Origin of the sequence: Candidatus Sphingomonas colombiensis (genome assembly GCA_029202845.1) — a bacterium.
Taxonomy (GTDB): domain Bacteria; phylum Pseudomonadota; class Alphaproteobacteria; order Sphingomonadales; family Sphingomonadaceae; genus Sphingomonas; species Sphingomonas colombiensis.
The window spans coordinates 317,076-333,530 of record CP119315.1; the positions used below are offsets into that span (position 1 = coordinate 317,076).

Annotated in this window: 18 protein-coding genes; 7 read left to right on the top strand and 11 right to left on the bottom strand. The window is 66.3% G+C overall.

The genetic code is table 11. The features are described 5' to 3' along the window. Positions 1–9 precede the first annotated feature (9 nt). The 8 genes from P0Y64_01460 to P0Y64_01495 form a co-directional block, all read right to left on the bottom strand. Positions 10–990: an alpha/beta hydrolase gene (locus tag P0Y64_01460; GenBank protein ID WEK43528.1), complete on the bottom strand. Its 981-nt coding sequence runs from the start codon at positions 988–990 to the stop codon at positions 10–12. Further along, positions 987–2,057, bottom strand: a complete 1,071-nt coding sequence (locus tag P0Y64_01465) for a zinc-binding dehydrogenase (protein WEK43529.1) — start codon at positions 2,055–2,057, stop codon at positions 987–989. Before P0Y64_01465 ends, P0Y64_01460 begins: the two co-directional genes overlap by 4 nt. Then, a complete protein-coding gene (locus P0Y64_01470) occupies positions 2,054–3,265 on the bottom strand; it encodes an LLM class flavin-dependent oxidoreductase (GenBank protein ID WEK43530.1) in 1,212 nt (403 codons plus the stop codon). Before P0Y64_01470 ends, P0Y64_01465 begins: the two co-directional genes overlap by 4 nt. Before the next feature lie 86 nt (positions 3,266–3,351). Next, positions 3,352–3,771 (bottom strand): cytochrome c-type biogenesis protein CcmH, encoded by a 420-nt coding sequence (locus P0Y64_01475; GenBank protein ID WEK43531.1) that lies wholly within the window; start codon positions 3,769–3,771, stop codon positions 3,352–3,354. Continuing rightward, positions 3,768–4,295, bottom strand: coding sequence for a DsbE family thiol:disulfide interchange protein (locus P0Y64_01480; GenBank protein WEK43532.1), 528 nt, complete (start codon positions 4,293–4,295; stop codon positions 3,768–3,770). The genes P0Y64_01475 and P0Y64_01480 overlap by 4 nt, the downstream gene beginning before the upstream one ends. Further along, positions 4,292–6,226, bottom strand: coding sequence for a heme lyase CcmF/NrfE family subunit (locus P0Y64_01485; GenBank protein WEK43533.1), 1,935 nt, complete (start codon positions 6,224–6,226; stop codon positions 4,292–4,294). The genes P0Y64_01480 and P0Y64_01485 overlap by 4 nt, the downstream gene beginning before the upstream one ends. A 125-nt stretch (positions 6,227–6,351) precedes the next feature. Then, entirely contained in the window at positions 6,352–7,200 is an 849-nt protein-coding gene (purU, locus tag P0Y64_01490) for a formyltetrahydrofolate deformylase (GenBank protein ID WEK43534.1), read from the bottom strand. Positions 7,201–7,309: 109 nt separating this feature from the next. After that, on the bottom strand, positions 7,310–7,807 hold the full coding sequence (locus P0Y64_01495; GenBank protein ID WEK43535.1) for a hypothetical protein: 498 nt from the start codon (positions 7,805–7,807) through the stop codon (positions 7,310–7,312). A 136-nt stretch (positions 7,808–7,943) separates the two neighbouring features. On the opposite strand from P0Y64_01495, the gene P0Y64_01500 reads away from it, so the two are divergent. Genes P0Y64_01500 through moaC form a run of 4 tightly spaced genes read left to right on the top strand, consistent with a single transcriptional unit; the run spans position 7,944 to position 10,742 of the window. Continuing rightward, entirely contained in the window at positions 7,944–8,513 is a 570-nt protein-coding gene (locus P0Y64_01500) for an aminodeoxychorismate/anthranilate synthase component II (protein WEK43536.1), read from the top strand. Further along, positions 8,510–9,499 carry an anthranilate phosphoribosyltransferase gene (gene trpD / locus P0Y64_01505; protein ID WEK43537.1) on the top strand — a complete coding sequence of 330 codons (990 nt, stop codon included), beginning with the start codon at positions 8,510–8,512 and terminating at the stop codon, positions 9,497–9,499. Before P0Y64_01500 ends, trpD begins: the two co-directional genes overlap by 4 nt. Then, entirely contained in the window at positions 9,496–10,275 is a 780-nt protein-coding gene (gene trpC, locus P0Y64_01510; GenBank protein WEK43538.1) for an indole-3-glycerol phosphate synthase TrpC, read from the top strand. Before trpD ends, trpC begins: the two co-directional genes overlap by 4 nt. Beyond that, complete coding sequence (moaC, locus tag P0Y64_01515) at positions 10,272–10,742, top strand: cyclic pyranopterin monophosphate synthase MoaC (protein ID WEK43539.1); 471 nt, start codon at positions 10,272–10,274, stop codon at positions 10,740–10,742. Before trpC ends, moaC begins: the two co-directional genes overlap by 4 nt. Positions 10,743–11,226: 484 nt before the next feature. Here the strand turns inward: moaC and nudC are convergent, their stop codons facing one another. Genes nudC through P0Y64_01530 form a run of 3 tightly spaced genes read right to left on the bottom strand, consistent with a single transcriptional unit; the run spans position 11,227 to position 14,434 of the window. Beyond that, positions 11,227–12,096, bottom strand: a complete 870-nt coding sequence (gene nudC / locus P0Y64_01520; GenBank protein WEK43540.1) for an NAD(+) diphosphatase — start codon at positions 12,094–12,096, stop codon at positions 11,227–11,229. Further along, positions 12,093–13,442, bottom strand: coding sequence for a serine hydrolase (locus P0Y64_01525; protein WEK43541.1), 1,350 nt, complete (start codon positions 13,440–13,442; stop codon positions 12,093–12,095). Before P0Y64_01525 ends, nudC begins: the two co-directional genes overlap by 4 nt. Continuing rightward, positions 13,442–14,434, bottom strand: coding sequence for an A/G-specific adenine glycosylase (locus P0Y64_01530; GenBank protein WEK44937.1), 993 nt, complete (start codon positions 14,432–14,434; stop codon positions 13,442–13,444). Before P0Y64_01530 ends, P0Y64_01525 begins: the two co-directional genes overlap by 1 nt. A gap of 56 nt (positions 14,435–14,490) precedes the next feature. Here P0Y64_01530 and P0Y64_01535 point away from each other — a divergent pair, with 56 nt between their 5' ends. Genes P0Y64_01535 through P0Y64_01545 form a run of 3 tightly spaced genes read left to right on the top strand, consistent with a single transcriptional unit; the run spans position 14,491 to position 16,443 of the window. Further along, a complete protein-coding gene (locus P0Y64_01535; GenBank protein ID WEK43542.1) occupies positions 14,491–15,000 on the top strand; it encodes a DciA family protein in 510 nt (169 codons plus the stop codon). Next, a complete protein-coding gene (locus P0Y64_01540) occupies positions 14,997–15,665 on the top strand; it encodes a thioredoxin domain-containing protein (GenBank protein ID WEK43543.1) in 669 nt (222 codons plus the stop codon). The genes P0Y64_01535 and P0Y64_01540 overlap by 4 nt, the downstream gene beginning before the upstream one ends. 40 nt (positions 15,666–15,705) lie before the next feature. After that, positions 15,706–16,443 carry a thioredoxin domain-containing protein gene (locus P0Y64_01545; protein ID WEK43544.1) on the top strand — a complete coding sequence of 246 codons (738 nt, stop codon included), beginning with the start codon at positions 15,706–15,708 and terminating at the stop codon, positions 16,441–16,443. Positions 16,444–16,455: the final 12 nt, after the last annotated feature.

Genomic DNA, 16,455 nt, shown 5'->3' on the forward strand with positions numbered 1-16,455 from the left:
TATCTCTCCTCAATCGGGGAAACGGCGGGCGATCCAGTCGAGGATCGCATGGCTTACTTCCTCCGGTTTTTCCTGCTGCGTCCAATGGCCCGATCCGGCGACCATGTGGCGATCGAGATCGGGGACATATTTCTCCATCCCCTCCGCCATCGATGGCGGCAGGACGTGATCGCATTCGGCGGTGATCATCAGCGCCGGGCAATCGACGCGATCGACGATCCCGGCCGATCGCTCCCAATTGCGCGTGAAGTTGCGATACCAGTTGATTCCGCCGGTAAAGCCGGTGCGGGTGAAGGTTTCGACGAAGGCGCCGCGCTCCTGATCGGTCAGCAACTGATGTTCGTCGCCGCCGGGATCATAGGCCGCGAGCATCGGCTCGAACGCGAAATTCCTCAGTTCGGCGGGCAATGCGGCGAATTCGGCCGGTGTCATTGTCGGGAGTCGCATGAAGAAGCGGAAGCTCCTGTCGACATCCTTCGCCAGCACCGCGTCCGCCGCGCCCGGTTTCTGGAACCAGACGATGTAATTGTCCTCACCCCGCGCCATCCGCATCAGCGCGATCGGATCGGCAGACAGGCGCGGGATGAACGGCGTGTTGAGCCCGATCACGCCGGCTACCCGCGTCGGATGGTGCAGCGCCATCTGCCACACCACGAAGCCGCCCCAATCGTGACCGCAGAATATCGCGCGCTCGATCCCCTTGGCATCGAGCAAGCCGACGAGATCGGCGCACAGTTGCTCCATGTCGTAGCTCTCGACCGCTTCGGGGCGATCGGTCAGCCCATAGCCGCGCTGATCGGGCGCCAGCGCGCGATGCCCGGCGCGCGCGAACGCCGCGAGTTGATGCCGCCACGAATAGGCCAGTTCGGGAAAGCCGTGGCAGAATACCACCGGCACGCCGTCCCCCGGCACGTCGTAACACGCCATGCGAATGCCGTTGGTCTCGACATATGTCAGCGGGGGCATCCCCGGCAGCGCTTCTCCGCTCATGGTCGCACCACCATCTTGCACTGCGCTTCCGGATCACCGAGCGCGCGGAACGCCGCCGCCACCCCGTCCAGCCCGACCTCGCCGCTGATCGCCGGGCGCACGTCGATCACGCCTTCCGCGATATGGCGCAGCGTGGCCGCGAACTCATCGGGCGTGTAGCCGAGCACGAATTTCAGCTCGAGGCTCTTGTTGATGCACAGGAACGGCTCGATCGCATCGGTCTGCATGCACACGCCGACCACCAATATCTGCGACGCGACCGGCACCGCCTCGATCAGCGACTGTATCACGCCCGGCACGCCGACGCATTCGAAGACGATCGCGCGCTTGCCAGCATTGCCGCCCATCGCCATCACCGAACGCTCGGTGCGCGAATGCGGCACGCCCATCGCGCCCCAGCGGGCATGGGGATTTTCCGCCGCCGGATCGATCACCACATCCGCGCCAAACGCCTCCGCAACCTTGCGCCGGGCGGGCGAATAGTCCGATGCGATCACCGGCCCCAGCCCGCGCGCCTTGAGCGCGGCGATCACCGCCAGCCCGACGGGGCCGCAACCGACGACAAGGTTCACCGTATTCGGCCCGGCATCGCTTTCGGCAACGGCATGTTCGCCGACCGCGAACGGCTCGGTCATCGCCGCCTGCACGTCTGACAGGCCGTTCGGCACCGCGAGCAGCATCTGCTCGGTCAGCACCATCGCCTCGCCGAAGCCACCGGGGAAACGGTTGGAATAGCCGACAGTCTCGAAACCCTGCGGCGACGCGACCACCGGCATTGTCACGACGCGGGTGCCAACCTTCAGCCTTTTGTCCGCGCCCGGCCCATGATCGAGGATTTCGGCGCAGAATTCATGGCCGAACACGATGTCCTTCGCCGGGTCGATCAGCGCCGGCTCGCCGGTGCGGCGGCCCAGCTCGACCATCTTCTCCATCGAATGGACCGCATGGAGATCGGAACCACAGATGCCGCAGCACAGCGTCTTGACCAATACCTGCCCCGCGCCCGGCGTCGGATCGGGAACGGTATCGAGCACCAGTTCCGGCCCACGGCGAACGACGGCCTTCATTCCGCCGCGTCCTGTTTCTTGTTGAGCCCCATCGCGGCGAGGATTTCGGGACGGATATTCTCCGTCCCCTTCTGCTGGATATGCTGCGCGACCCGCGCGCCGACCGCCGCCTGTGCCTCGCCGATGAAGCGCGGGCGGTTATCGCGCGCCCATGCCAGCGACGCATCGCGGCTGGGATTGAGGTTCTGGAACTTCGGCATCACGTAACGCGCGATCAGTTCATAGGATTTCTTCTTCGCGTCCCATTCGGCCCAATTGGTGTCGAGCGTCAGGAAGGCGCCGAACCCGCCCGATTGCTGTTGCAGCCGCGCGATCTGCGCGATCGCATCTTCCGGCGTGCCGACCACCGCCATGCCGTTGTTCACCAGCGCGTCGATCGGATCGCCCTCCGTCGGCGCCAGCGGCAGCGCGGCGACCTCGCGGAAATAATAGAGCCAGTCTTCGATCCCGAAGCGCACCTGCGCGCGCGCCTCCTCCCGCGTCGCGGCGACGTGCATCGGGCCGACCAACCGCCAGCCGTCGCGGTTCATGCGATGGCCCTTTTCCTTCGCCACATCCTCCGCGATCGCCCAGTTGGAGGCGAGCGCGTTGAACCCGCCGGTCTGCGTCGCGCCGATCGACAGGATGCCGACGCCGTGGCGGCCCGCCGCCTGCGCGCCGGTGGGCGAAACCTGGCTCGCCACCGCGATCTCCACCGATGGGCGGGTATAGGGCGTCATCTGCAACCGCGCCTCGGCGAGTTCGAACCAGTCGGTCTTCTTCGTCACCGTTTCGCCGCGCAGCAGCGGCACGAGCACGTCGAGCGCCTCGTCCATCCGGTCGCGCTGCTTGGCCACCGGGATGCCCATCATGAACGCGTCGGAGGGGAGCGCCCCCGGCCCGACACCGAACATCACGCGCCCGCGCGTCATATGATCGAGCTGGTTGATGCGATCCGCCAGCATCAGCGGATGGTGATAGGGAAGCGAGGAAACGCCGGTGCCCAGCCGGATGTGCTTGGTCCGCTCTGCGGCGAAGGCGATGAACAATTCGGGGCTGGCGATCAGCTCATAACCGGCGGAATGATGCTCGCCGATCCATGCTTCGTCATAGCCGAGCTTGTCGAGATGGACGACCAGATCGAGATCGCGTTCCAGCGCTTGCGTGGGATTTTCCCGCAACGGGTGGAACGGCGCAATGAACGTGCCGAATCGCAGCTTCTGGCCCATAAGCCCGTCTCTCCTTGCTACGTAACTTTTGTTCTGCAGCGGAGGCTATGGGAGACTGACGGGAGAATCCAGCCCTATTCGCCCCGCTATTTGGACGGGCGTTTGCGGCGGCGAAAACTGCCGCGCGCTACCCATGCGCCAAGCGCCAGCAGCACCAGCGGCGTCAGCCATAAGGGCAGCGTCACCCCGGAAAGCGGGGGATCATAAGTGATGTAATCGCCATAACGCGCGATCAGCCAGGTGCGGATCGCCTCGGGCTTCTCCCCGGCGGCGATGCGCTGGCGGATCAGTGCGCGCATGTCGCCCGCCATATCGGCGTCGCTGTCGGCGACCGACTGGCCCTGGCAGACGACACAGCGCACCGTCTCCATCAGCGCCTTGGCCTCGGCCTCCTGCTTCGGATCGGGAAGCTGGGTATAAGCGAGCGTCGCCGGCGGCAGGCCCGAATCCGCCGCGACCGGCGCGGCGAGCAGCAGCAACAGCGCGGATATCGCCAGCCGCCTCATTTCGCGCTCCGCCATGCCTGATAGAGCGCATCGACATCATCGGCGCGGATATCGCCGACATGCTGCTTCACGATCCGCCCCGAGCCATCGATGATGAACGTCTCCGGCACGCCCGAGGATCCGAGCGAGAGCTGCACCTCGCTCACCTTGTCATCGCCGATCGCACGATAAGGATCGCCATAACGCGCGAGAAAATTGGTGACCGCCGGGCCGGTATCACGGATCGCGATCGCGTCGATCGGCACGCCCATCGCTTTCAGGCGCATGAGTTGCGGCGCCTCCGCGACGCACGGGATGCACCAGCTTGCGAAGATGTTGAGCAGCCGCGGCTGGCCGGTGCGCAGCGCCGCGGTGTCGAGCCCGGGCTTGCCCGGAACGAGCGGCGGGAGCGCGAAATCGGGCATCGGCTTGCCGACCATCGCCGAATAGACGGTGCGATCGGCTGGTTTCATCAACTCACGCGCGGCGAAGGCCAGCACCACCAGCACCAGCGCGAGCGGCAGCCACAGGAGCCAGCGCCTCATTGCCACGCCGCCTCTCGCGCCCGGCGCGCCGAACGGCGCTCGCGCAGGATATGCCCCAGCATCGACAATGCGCCGCCCAGCGCAACCAGCCCGCCGCCGAGCCAGATCAGCGTGACGAACGGCTTCCACCACAAGCGGAGCTGCCAGCGCCCGGCATTATCGGGCTGGCCGAGCACCGTGTAGAGCTGGCCGTCGAACTGCGTCGCGATCGCGCTTTCGCTGGTCGTCGTCGGCGGATTGGAGAAAAAGCGCGATTGCGGGCGGAGGTAGAACATCTCCCCATCTTCGCCGCGCTTGACGCTCAGCCGTGCCTCCAGCGCGGACCAATTGGCGCCGATCAGCGGATTCACGCCCTCGAACGTCACGCTGAAAGGGCCGACCTGCACCGGCTCGCCGACCCGCGCCGCAACCAGCCGCTCCTGCGTCCAGGCGGTCGAGGCCGCCATGCCAGCGAGGCTCACCGCGATGCCGAGATGCGCGATCACCATGCCATAGAGAAACAGGGGCGCGCGGCGCAGATCGCGTTTCCACAATGGCGCGACGCTCGCCACCGCCAGCCCCACCGCGAGCGAGAGGCCGGCGAGTTGCAGGAAGGTCATGCCACCGCCGAGCACCACGAGGCCCGCCGCGGTGAACAATGTCGCCGCGATCGGCCACATCATCCGCTCCAGCATCGCCTGCGCCTCGTCACGCCGCCAGCGCAGCAGCGGCCCGACAGCCATGATCGCCACCAGCACCAGCGCGACCGGCCCGGCCGTCTTGTCGAAGAACGGCGGCCCGACGGATAGCTGCGTCCCCATCGCCGCCGCGACGATCGGGTAGAAGGTGCCGATCAGCACGATGCCGAGGATCACCGAGAGCAACAGGTTATTGGCGACCAGCCCGCCCTCGCGGCTCAGCAGCTCGAACGTATTGCCCGCGCGCACCGTGCCGACACGCGTCGCGAACAGCGTGAGCGCCCCGCCGATATAGATCGCCAGCAGCGCGAGGATGAACGCCCCGCGCTCAGGGTCCACGGCGAAGGCGTGGACGCTGGTCAGGATCCCCGACCGGACGAGGAAAGTGCCGATCATCGACATGGAGAAGGCGACCACCGCCAGCATAACCGTCCAGGCGCGCAAGCCGTCACGCGTCGCCAGCACTGTCACCGAATGGAGCAGCGCGGTCGCGGCGAGCCACGGCATCAGCGAAGCATTCTCCACCGGGTCCCAGAACCACCAGCCGCCCCAGCCCAGCTCGTAATAGGCCCAGTAACTGCCCGCCGTGATGCCCAGCGTCAGGAATATCCACGCGCCGAGCACCCATGGCCGCATCGCGCGCGCGAAGGCGGGGCCGACATCGCGCGTCACCAACGCGCCGATCGCGAAGGAGAAAGCCACCGACAGGCCGACATAGCCGATGTAGAGCGTCGGCGGATGGAAGGCCAAGCCGGGGTCTTGCAGCAGCGGGTTCAGCCCCTGTCCGTCGAGCGGCGCCGGATCGAGCCGGGCGAACGGGTTCGAGGCGAACAGCAGGAAGGCGTAGAAGCCGAGCGCGATCGCCGCCTGCCCGCCCAATGTCGCGATCAGCGTCCGCTCGTCGAGCCGGCGTTCGAGCAGCGCGACCGCGCCCCCCGCCACGCCAAGGATCGTGACCCAGAGGAGCATCGAGCCCTCGTGATTCCCCCATGCGCCCGCGAATTTGTAGAGCAACGGCTTGGCCGAATGGCTGTTCTGCGCGACCAGCGCGACCGACATGTCGGAGGCGCAGAATACCGCGATCAGCGCGATCATCGACAGCGCGGCCATCAGCCCCTGCACCATCGCGACCGGGCGGACGGCGGCGAGCAACGTCGCGTCGCTGCGGCGCACCGCGATCCCGGCGAGCATCAGCTGCAGCGCGGCGAGCGCGGCGGCGAACCACAAGGCGGCGAGCCCGGCCTCTGCGGTCATGCGGCCGGAACCCGCGCATTCGTGTCGACGGTCACCTTGATCACACCCATCCCCGTGGCGGGACGATGCCCGCTGTCCGTGCCGCTCTTGCGACACGAACCGGCGCGACACAAGGCCGCGCCGCGTTAACGGAAGACCACCGTGCGGCCACCGTTGAGCAACACGCGATCCTGCAAGTGATAGGCCACCGCCTCCGCCAGCACGCGACGCTCGATATCGCGGCCCTTGCGAACCAGATCGTCGGGCGTGTCGGCGTGGCTGATCGGCTCCACATCCTGCGCGATGATCGGGCCTTCATCGAGATCGGCGGTGACGTAATGCGCGGTCGCCCCGATCATCTTCACCCCGCGCGCATAGGCCTGATGATAGGGCTTGGCACCCTTGAAGCCGGGCAGGAAGCTATGGTGAATGTTGATGCAGCGCCCGGAGAGGAACGACGCCAGATCATCCGACAGCACCTGCATATAGCGCGCGAGCACCACCAGATCGGCCGCGTTTTCGGCGACGATCCGTTTCAGCGCATCCTCCTGCGCCGGCTTGTTCTCTTTGGTGACAGGCAGGTGGTGGAAAGGAATGTCGCCGATCGCGGCGGCGTGCAGCGCCTCGCGCGGATGGTTGGAGACGATCCCCACCACGTCCATCGGCAGTTCACCGATCCGATGCCGATACAGCAGATCGGCAAGGCAGTGATCGAACTTCGACACCATCAGCAACACGCGCTTGCGGGCCGCCGTTGATCCCATCGACCAGTCCGCGCCCACCTCGTCCGCGATCGGGCTGAAACCATCGCGCAACGCCTCCACCCCGGCAGTGCACTGAAACACCGCGCGCATGAAGAAGCGCCCGTTGAGCCGATCGTCGAATTGTTGCGCGTCGATGATGTTGCCACCCCGCCCGGCGAGGAAACCGGCTACCTTCGCAACCAGGCCGGGGCGATCCTCGCACGAAAGACGCAGGACAATCGTATCGCTCATCTGGAAACCTCCGGCCGCCGGGCGCGGCGAAGTTGAGGGGAACGAACCGCGCATTCCGCCGCGATTCGCCTGCTATGTCAGGAAGGCACCGCCGCCATGCGGCGCGCGCTCAATCCTGCGGCGGCGGGGTGGTTCCGGCCTGTTCAGCGCGCTTGATCGCCTGCCGCTCCAGATACCATTGCTGCGCATTCATCTGGGCGCACCCGGTCTGCCCGCCGGTGCCGACCGCGGAACACGTATTGGGCAAGCCGCCTGCGGTACGCCCCACTTCGTCCACGGTATGCGCGCGGTTGACCCAGCTCTGGTTCTGCGCTGGCACTTCTAGCGGACGGCGCAATTCCTTGGGCACGCGATACTGATCGTTGGGGTCGATGCGGTTGCACACCACCACCTCGTTAGAGGTCGATGGCGGGCATTTTTCGGTGCCCGTGATCGTCACGCTGCGGATGCGCTTGGGCGGCTCGCCGGTTTGCGCCTGTGTCTCCTGATGCACGATCTGGGTCGGCGCCGCATTCGCTGCGGGCACGGATGCCGGTTGCGCCGCCTGCGTCGCAAGCGCTGCCGCGGGCAGAGCAGCAAACGCCAGCGTGATCAGGGGACGGAACATCGGGTGGCCTCCTCGGTAACAGCGTAACGTTGCCCGCGCCGCTTGTATCCCGGCTGAACGTTACGAAGGGATTACCTCATCTTTCCGCACCGCAACAGTCGTTGCGATGCGGGAAGAATGGAGTAAGGCCAGCCGGATGATCCTGGTCGTTGACAATTATGACAGCTTCACCTGGAACCTGGTCCATTATCTGATGGAATTGGGCGCCGAGGTGCGGGTCGTGCGCAATGACGCGCTGACCGTGGCGGACGCGCTGGCCACCAACGCGACCGGTTTTCTGATCTCGCCCGGCCCCTGTACCCCGAACGAGGCCGGAATCAGCCTGGAGCTGGTCGCGGCCTGCGCGGAGACGGCCCGGCCGCTGCTCGGCGTGTGCCTTGGCCATCAGTCGATCGGCCAGCATTTCGGCGGCCGCGTGGTGCGCGGCGGGCTGATGCACGGCAAGACCTCTCCGGTGACTCATGACGGGACCGGGGTGTTCGCCGGCATCCCCTCGCCCTTCACCGCGACGCGCTATCACTCGCTGATCGTGGAGGACGTGCCGGATGCGCTGGTGGTCAACGCCACCGCGCCGGACGGATCGGTGATGGGCTTGCGCCACCGCGAATTGCCGATCCACGGCGTCCAGTTTCATCCCGAGAGCATCGCCACCGAACATGGCCATGCATTGCTCGCCAATTTTCTGAAGGCAACCGGCGCGGCATGACCAGTTTCGTTCAACTGCCCGATCCTGCCGTCCCGCTGCGCCGGGAGGAAGCGGCACAGGCGTTCGCCGACATTCTCGATGCGCGCGCGAGCGAGGAAGCCATCGCTCAATTCCTGATCGGGTTGAGCGATCGTGGCGAAACCGCGATCGAGATTGCTGAAGCCGCCCGCGCTTTGCGCGATCGCGTCATCCCGATCAGCGCCCCCGCTGGCGCGATCGACGTATGCGGCACCGGCGGCGATGGCCATCATACGCTCAACGTCTCCACCGCCGTCAGCCTGATCGTCGCCGCTTGCGGCGTGCCTGTCGCGAAACACGGCAATCGCGCCGCCTCGTCCAAGGCGGGCGCGGCCGATACGCTGGAGGCGCTGGGCCTCGACATGGATCGCGCGGGCGCGTGTGCCGAGGAGACGCTGGCCGAACTGGGCATCTGTTTCCTGTTCGCGGCCAATCACCATCCGGCGATGAAGCGCATCACCCCGATCCGTCGCCACATCGGCAAGCGCACGATCTTCAACCTGATGGGCCCGCTCGCCAATCCGGCGCATGTCACCCGCCAGTTGATCGGTATCGCGCGGCCGGATTACGCGCCGGTCTATGCCGCCGCGCTGGCCGAGCTGGGTGCCGAGGCCGCGCTGGTCGTTTCGGGCGAAGAGGGGCTGGACGAAGTTTCCGGCGCCGGGCCGACGATCGCGGTGTCGGTCGGCGCGATTGCGCTTCCTGAACGCATCGCGCCTGAGGACGCGGGGTTGCCGCGCCATCCGATCGCCGCGATCCATGGCGGAGACCCAACCTATAACGCCGCCGCGCTGCGCCGCTTGTTGCGCGGGGAGCATGGCGCCTATCGCGATGCCGTGCTGCTCAACGCCGCCGCCGCTCTGGCGCTGGTTGGCGAAACGCTGCCCGCCGGCGTCGCGCGCGCCGCCGAAGCGATCGATTCGGGCGCGGCAGAGGCTTTGCTCGAACGCTGGATTGCCTGGGCATGACGAACATACTCGACCGGATTCTCGCCACCAAACATGACGAGGTGCGCGCCCGCAGCGCACGCGCCTCCTTCGCCGATCTCGATGCCCGCGCGAGCGAGCAGAGCGCGCCGCGCGGCTTCCGCGCCGCGCTGGAGCGCGCGCCGAATTACGGTCTGGTGGCGGAGATCAAGAAGGCCAGCCCGTCCAAGGGGCTGATCCGCGCGGATTTCGATCCGCCGGCCCATGCCCGCGCTTATCAGGCCGGTGGCGCGGCGTGCCTGTCCGTGCTGACCGACGAGCAGTATTTCCAGGGATCGGATGCCTATCTGATCGCCGCGCGCGCTGCGTGCGATCTGCCGGTGCTGCGCAAGGATTTCATGGTCGATCCGTGGCAGGCGGCGGAGGCGCGCGCGATCGGCGCGGATGCGATCCTGCTGATCATGGCGGCGCTCGACGATGTGGTGCTGGCCGAGATCGAGGCGGCGGCGATCGAGCGCGGCATGGACGTGCTGGTCGAAGTGCATGACGCCGATGAGCTTGAGCGCGCGCTCAAGCTGAAATCGCGCCTGATCGGGGTGAACAACCGCGATCTCAGGGACTTCACGGTCGATTTCGCCCGCACCTACGAACTGGTCGGCCGCGCGCCAATCGGCTACACTTTCATAGCAGAAAGCGGCCTCACCACCCGTGCAGACCTCGACGCGATGGCCGCACATGGCGTGCGCTGCTTCCTGATCGGCGAATCGCTGATGCGTCAGGACGACGTGGAATCGGCGACGCGAGCACTGATTGGATGACCCGCCTCACCCACCTCGATGAAACCGGCGCCGCGCGCATGGTCGATGTGGGCGACAAGCCGGTAACGCGGCGCGAGGCGGTGGCGACCGGCCGCATCCTGATGTCTGCGGAAACGGCGGCAGCGATCAGCGAAGGAAGCGTGGTCAAGGGCGATGTGCTGGCGGTCGCACGCATCGCCGGGATCATGGCGGCGAAACGCACCAGCGATTTGATCCCGCTTTGTCATCCGCTTCCCCTCACCCGCGTCACGCTCGACCTCTCCCTGGGAGACGACCACATCGCCGCGACCGCGACCATCGCGACCGACGGCAAGACCGGCGTGGAAATGGAAGCGCTGACCGCCGTCTCCACCGCGCTGCTGACGATCTACGACATGGCGAAGGCGCTGGATCGCGGAATGCGGATCGAAGGCATCCGACTGCTCACCAAGAGCGGCGGACGATCCGGGGATTGGCGCGCGGACTGACCCGCCGTTGGTGAGTGAGCGGATGGCGGGGATCGGGTGGTGGGTTCAACCGGTCGCCGCAACGCGTTTTATTCCAGCATGATAAAGAGGTGCGTGATGGTGACGTCGCGGGTCGAAGCGGACAATTTAGCTCAGAAGCCTCCGCTATTGCGCGGCTTCCAATCCAGCTAACTCAGCCTGTAGCGTTCCCACAGGGCCGAGCCCCCCAAAGCGGGCAAGGCGAAACCGAGCAGGCCTCGGAGAACGTAAACGAACCAATGTCTTGCAAGTGCCAGCGCAATATCGCCCGCTCCGCACAAAACTAAAACGGCCACGGTAATCAGCTTTAATATCGAGCCATCTCGATAACTTACTCCAATTTCTCCGCCAACTTTTCCTTATACCGGCGCCCTTATGTGATGAGGCTGGCAATCAAATGGATTATCCGCAAGCGGGTAACAGCGCCGTGCCGGTGGAGGACCATTTCTTGGCGTTCACCGCCTTTCTACCCCCGCGCCCATTCCGTCAGCAGCGAGTGCGCGATTGCGTAGCGTGGGGGGGCTACGAACGGCGCGTCCTGGCCGGCCAGTGATGCGCGCACCTCGTCGCGGGTAAACCAGCCGGCGGTTTCCAGTTCGTTTTCATCGATCGTCAGGGCATCACCCTCTGCGATGCCGACGCAGGCAATCATCAATTGCGATGGGAACGGCCATGGCTGGCTCGCGATATAGCGTACCGCGCCGACACGTACGCCAGCCTCCTCGGCGATCTCGCGGCGCACCGCCTCTTCCAGCGACTCTCCCGGTTCCACGAAGCCGGCGAGCGCGGAATAGCGACCTGCGGGCCAGCTCGGCTGGCGGCCGAGCAGCGCGCGCCCGTCATGTTCGGCGATCATGATCACCACCGGATCGACGCGCGGGAAATGCTCCGCGCTGCAGCCGTCGCAACGCCGCGCCCAGCCTGCGCGAAACATCCGCGTCGCCGCGCCGCAATTCGCGCAGAAACGGTGCCGCGCATGCCAATCCAGCACCGAACGCGCGGCGGCGAAGGTCGCCGCCTCACCCTCCCGAAGCTGATCGAGCATGCCGAACAGGCTGGGCGAGCGGAACGCAGGCGCGGCACCCGCCGCCGGCTCGAACGCGGCGAAGCGTGGGCGCCCCTCGTCCAGCCCGAGCAGCACGAACTCCGCCTCTTCCGAAGCCTCGGTCAGCATCGTCCAGCCGAGGCGGCCGTCGTCGGTGACTTCCGGCTCCCAAGCGTGGAGCTTGAGCAGCCGCGCCTGCCAATTGCCGATCGCGGCGGCCAGCGCCTCCTCGTCATGGCGCATGTGATCGGCGCGATCGAGCGTGCCGCCCGTGAAGCCGGTTGCGATCACCGATGAAACCTCGCGACGTCCTTGGCGAGTGCGCCGACCACTTCCTGCCGCAGCGGCCATTTTTCCGACGGAAAATATTGCACCATCACCGTGCCGCGCATCTTCTTCGCCGCATCAACCCAGGCGATCGTGCCGGCAGCACCACCCCAGCCGTAAGTGCCCTTCGAAGGCACGCCGCCGGGGCCATCCTCCAGATAGACCGAACCGCCAGCGCCAAAGCCCATCTTCGCGGACATATTGCCGCCGGTGCCGTTACCGAGGCCACCAAAGGTCACTCCGGCCGGCAGCAGGTTCGACATGGCGAGCGCCGCCGTCTCCGGCTTCATCACCTGCACGCCGTCCAGCGTGCCGCCGTCCTGCAACATATGGAGGAAGCGATCATAATCGCGCGCCGAGCTGACGAGCCCCGCGCCGCCATAAGGGAAGCTCGGCGGCTCAAGATAGACCGAGCCGGCCGCCGGATCGATCGGCGTGCGCTTGTCGCCGACGAAAACATAATTTGTCGACAGGCGGCCGACCTCGCTCGCGGGGACGGCCCAGTAAGTGGATTTCATCTTGAGCGGGTCGAGCAGCTTCGTCTGGACGAAACGGTCGAACGGCATCCCGCTCGCCTTTTCGATCACCGCGCCCATCACGTCGAGGCCGATCGAATAGCTCCACTTCGTCCCCGGCTCCGCGATCAGCGGCGCCTGCGCGACGCGATTGGCGAATTCCGCCAGCGTCGTCGGCCGCGCCTTGCGCGCCTGCACCTCCATCTGGGCGTTGACCTGACCGGGCAGGATGCCGAGCCGCTCATATTCTTTCAGCAGCGGCCCCTTTGCGGAGATATTGTAGCTGAGGCCCGCGCTGTGGGTCAGCAATTCGCGGATCGTGATCTGGCTTTTCGCCGGCGCACTGTCGAGTGACGTATCCGGACTGGTCAGCACGCGCATCTTGGCGAAGGCGGGGAAATATTTGCTCAGCGGATCGTCGAGCTTCAGCTTGCCTTCCTGCACCAGGATCATCGCCGCCATGCCGGTGATCGGCTTGGTCATCGAATAGACGCGCCACAGGCTGTCCGGCCCGGCGGCTGCGGCATTGGCATCATCACTGATCCGGCCAGCGGAGACGAACAGGGTCGGCCGATCACCGAAGCCGATTGCACCGACCACGCCGGGCATCTTGCCGTCCGCGACATAGCCGTCGAACAGCGCCTGCATATTGGGCAGGATCGAATTGGCGCGCGCCGCAACCGTTGGCATCGGCGCCTGTGGGTTGGGGGCCGGCTCCGCCTGTCGCGCAATGCTCGCCCCGGCCGCGATCATCGCCAGCACGCCGCCCGCACCGATCAGATGGATTACCCGCATCACTCTCCCCTTATCGCCTTTGCGGCCTTGGCGAAGACGGTCGGCAATCCTGCCGAATCGATCGTCTCCGCCGGCCACCATATTTCACCCTCGCGCGGTTTGTGCGCGTCCACGCGACCAACGGCAAGCGCGAGTTCCAGCGCGAAATGCGTGAAAACATGGGTGACCGTCGCGTTGAGCAGCAACCAGTCCGCCGCAACGGGCGCATCGGCCAGCGCCGGCCGGCTGTCCGCCCACGGCCCGGTCGGCAACGCGCGCATCCCGCCGAGCAATCCGCGCGCCGGCCGCCGCACGAGCAGCACCTCGCCATCACGCTCCAACCAGAAGATCGTGCCGTAACGCTGCGGGCGTGGCTTTTTCGCTGGCTTCACCGGGTAATTTTCCTGCGCGCCCGCCGCGCGCGCTGTGCAATCCCCCGCGAGCGGGCAGAGCATGCAGCGCGGCCCACGCGGCGTGCAGATCGTCGCGCCTAGATCCATCATCGCCTGCGCGAAATCGCCAGCGCGCTCGTCAGGCGTGATCCCCTCAGCAGCTGCGCGGACGGCCGACTTGCCTGTCGCCATGAACAGGCGCGAGACAACACGCTCTACATTGGCATCCACCACCACCGCGCGCCGACCAAAGGCAATCGCGGCGATCGCGGCGGCGGTATAATCCCCCAGGCCAGGAAGCGTGCGCAGCGCGGCCTCGGTATCGGGCAAGCCCCCCTCATGCTCGCGCGCCAGCAGCTGCGCCGCCTTCACCAGATTGCGCGCGCGCGCATAATAGCCGAGCCCTGCCCAGGCGGCCATCACCTCAGCCTCGTCTGCCGCGGCGAGGCTGGCGATATCCGGCCAGCGCGCGACCCATTCGGAAAAGCGCGGAGTCACCGTCGCCACCGTGGTTTGCTGGAGCATCACCTCGGATAGCCACACGCGATACGGGTCCGCGTGCCGCCCCGGCGCCGCACGCCACGGCAGGTCGCGGCGATGCGCGTCATACCAGATAAGCAAACGGTCACTGATCGAGCGCTTGGCGTCCACGCCCCGGCTATGGCATGAGCCGCTGAATGAGCAAGCGCCCGCGTGCACCACAGCCAGAGCCCGTGCGCCAGAACCGGGCGCGACAGGTCGCCGAGTTGCTGCCGTCGGTCGGCGGCGCGGCATTCCGCAAATTCGGCTTCGTCCAATCCGCAGTGGTGACGCGCTGGCCAGAGATCGTCGGCGAGAAACTGGCCCGCGCCAGCAGCCCCGAATCGATCCGCTTCCCACAGGGGAAGAAGCAGGATGGCGTACTGACACTCACCGTGCGCGGCGCCCATGCCGCGATGATGAGCCATATCACGCCTGAAATCATCGAGCGGGTGAACCGCTTCTTCGGTTACGCCGCGATCGCGCGCGTCTCGATCCGACAGGGCGATGTAGCGCCGCGCGCCGTCCCCCGTCCGCGCCCCGAGCCACGCCCCGTCCCCGCCGAGCTGGGCAATAGCCTGCGCGCGATCGGCGATCCCGAACTCAAGGCTGTGCTGGAGGCGCTTGCCTCCGGCGTCGCGACACCAAGGCTGCCGACCATCCGATGAAACGACTGCTCCCGATTCTCGCGCTCGCCTTCGCCGCCCCGCTCGTCGCTGCCCCACGCCCGTGGATCAGCGTCGCCGCGCCCGCCGCACAGGGAAGTTATGTCATCGGCAACCCCGCGGCGCGGGTGAAGCTGGTCGAATATGTCAGCTACACCTGCCCGCATTGCATGCATTTCACGCGCGATTCGGCCGCGGTGCTGAAGGGCAAGATGATCACCTCCGGCTCGCTGAGCCTGGAGATTCGCAGCTCGATCCATGATCGCTACGATCTGGTCGCCGCGATGCTGGCACGCTGCTCGGGCCCGGCGATCTTCCCGAAGCTGCATGAGGCGTTATTCGCTCAGCAGGAGCAGTGGCTGCAACGCGCGATGGAATTCGATTCCGCCAACGCGCAGCGACTGGGGCTTTATGGCGCGGCCGCGCAATATCGGCTGATCGCGCAGGGCGCCGGGCTCGATGCGATCGCGCGCGACGCCGGAATGACGCAACCGGCGATCGACCAATGCCTCGCCGATCCCAAAGTCGCGCAAACCGTGATCGAGCGCGCCACCGCCATCGGCGACAAGATTCGCGGCACCCCAGCATTCGAACTGAACGGCAAGTTGATCGAGGGCGTCGATTGGGCGAAGCTCGAGCCGATGCTGCGCGCTGCCGGCGCCAAGTGAACTTTTCGGGCCAAGTGACAATTTCTGGAGTGAACCACCCATGACGCTTCGTTTCGCCGTTTCAGTCGCCGCGATCGCGCTGCTCTCCGCCTGCGGCAGCAATGGCGCCGGCAATTCCGCCGCGCCCGCCGCCCCGGTCGCCGCCGTCGCTGCGCCAGAGGGACAGGATTGGACCCAGGTCGTCTCGAAAACCGCTGACGGCGGCTATGTAATGGGTAACCCCAATGCGACCATCAAGCTCGTCGAATATGGCTCGCGCACTTGCCCGACCTGCGGCGCATTCGGCCAGACGGGCATGAAGCCGCTGGAGGAAAACTACGTCAAGACCGGCAAGGTCTCGTATGAATTCCGCGACTTCCTCGTCCACGCCCCCGATCTTGGCGTCGCTGCGCTCGGCGAATGCGTCGGTGAGGCGCCGTTCTTCCCGCTCCTCGAACAGATGTATGTCGAGCAGCCCAAGTTCCTCGAGAAGCTCGAAAAGCTGCCGCCCGATTTCCAGCAGAAGCTTCAGGCGATGACCCCGGCGCAACAGGCGACCGCGTGGGTGGAATATCTCGGCTATCTCGATTTCGTGAAGCAGCGCGGCGTCACCGAGGCACAGGCGCGCGCCTGCCTTGCCGACGGCAAGAAGCTGGAGGCGATCACCAAGGTGACCGAGACCGGAATGCAGCAGCATAACGTCACCGGCACGCCCAGCTTCTTCCTCAACGGCAAGCTGCTTGAAGGGTCGGTCACCTGGCCGCAGATCGAGTCCGCGCTGAAGAACGCCGGGGCCTGATCGCGGCGGCAT

Excerpts from the sequence above, each read along its gene's own strand:
- P0Y64_01495 (WEK43535.1), bottom strand. The coding sequence starts at position 7,807 with ATGTTCCGTCCCCTGATCACGCTGGCGTTTGCTGCTCTGCCCGCGGCA.
- P0Y64_01545 (WEK43544.1), top strand. The coding sequence starts at position 15,706 with ATGACGCTTCGTTTCGCCGTTTCAGTCGCCGCGATCGCGCTGCTCTCC.
- P0Y64_01465 (WEK43529.1), bottom strand. The coding sequence starts at position 2,057 with ATGAAGGCCGTCGTTCGCCGTGGGCCGGAACTGGTGCTCGATACCGTT.
- moaC (WEK43539.1), top strand. The coding sequence starts at position 10,272 with ATGACCCGCCTCACCCACCTCGATGAAACCGGCGCCGCGCGCATGGTC.
- trpC (WEK43538.1), top strand. The coding sequence starts at position 9,496 with ATGACGAACATACTCGACCGGATTCTCGCCACCAAACATGACGAGGTG.
- P0Y64_01535 (WEK43542.1), top strand. The coding sequence starts at position 14,491 with ATGAGCAAGCGCCCGCGTGCACCACAGCCAGAGCCCGTGCGCCAGAAC.
- P0Y64_01540 (WEK43543.1), top strand. The coding sequence starts at position 14,997 with ATGAAACGACTGCTCCCGATTCTCGCGCTCGCCTTCGCCGCCCCGCTC.
- P0Y64_01480 (WEK43532.1), bottom strand. The coding sequence starts at position 4,295 with ATGAGGCGCTGGCTCCTGTGGCTGCCGCTCGCGCTGGTGCTGGTGGTG.
- P0Y64_01525 (WEK43541.1), bottom strand. The coding sequence starts at position 13,442 with ATGCGGGTAATCCATCTGATCGGTGCGGGCGGCGTGCTGGCGATGATC.
- P0Y64_01500 (WEK43536.1), top strand. The coding sequence starts at position 7,944 with ATGATCCTGGTCGTTGACAATTATGACAGCTTCACCTGGAACCTGGTC.
- P0Y64_01475 (WEK43531.1), bottom strand. The coding sequence starts at position 3,771 with ATGAGGCGGCTGGCGATATCCGCGCTGTTGCTGCTGCTCGCCGCGCCG.
- trpD (WEK43537.1), top strand. The coding sequence starts at position 8,510 with ATGACCAGTTTCGTTCAACTGCCCGATCCTGCCGTCCCGCTGCGCCGG.
- purU (WEK43534.1), bottom strand. The coding sequence starts at position 7,200 with ATGAGCGATACGATTGTCCTGCGTCTTTCGTGCGAGGATCGCCCCGGC.
- P0Y64_01485 (WEK43533.1), bottom strand. The coding sequence starts at position 6,226 with ATGACCGCAGAGGCCGGGCTCGCCGCCTTGTGGTTCGCCGCCGCGCTC.
- P0Y64_01470 (WEK43530.1), bottom strand. The coding sequence starts at position 3,265 with ATGGGCCAGAAGCTGCGATTCGGCACGTTCATTGCGCCGTTCCACCCG.
- P0Y64_01460 (WEK43528.1), bottom strand. The coding sequence starts at position 990 with ATGAGCGGAGAAGCGCTGCCGGGGATGCCCCCGCTGACATATGTCGAG.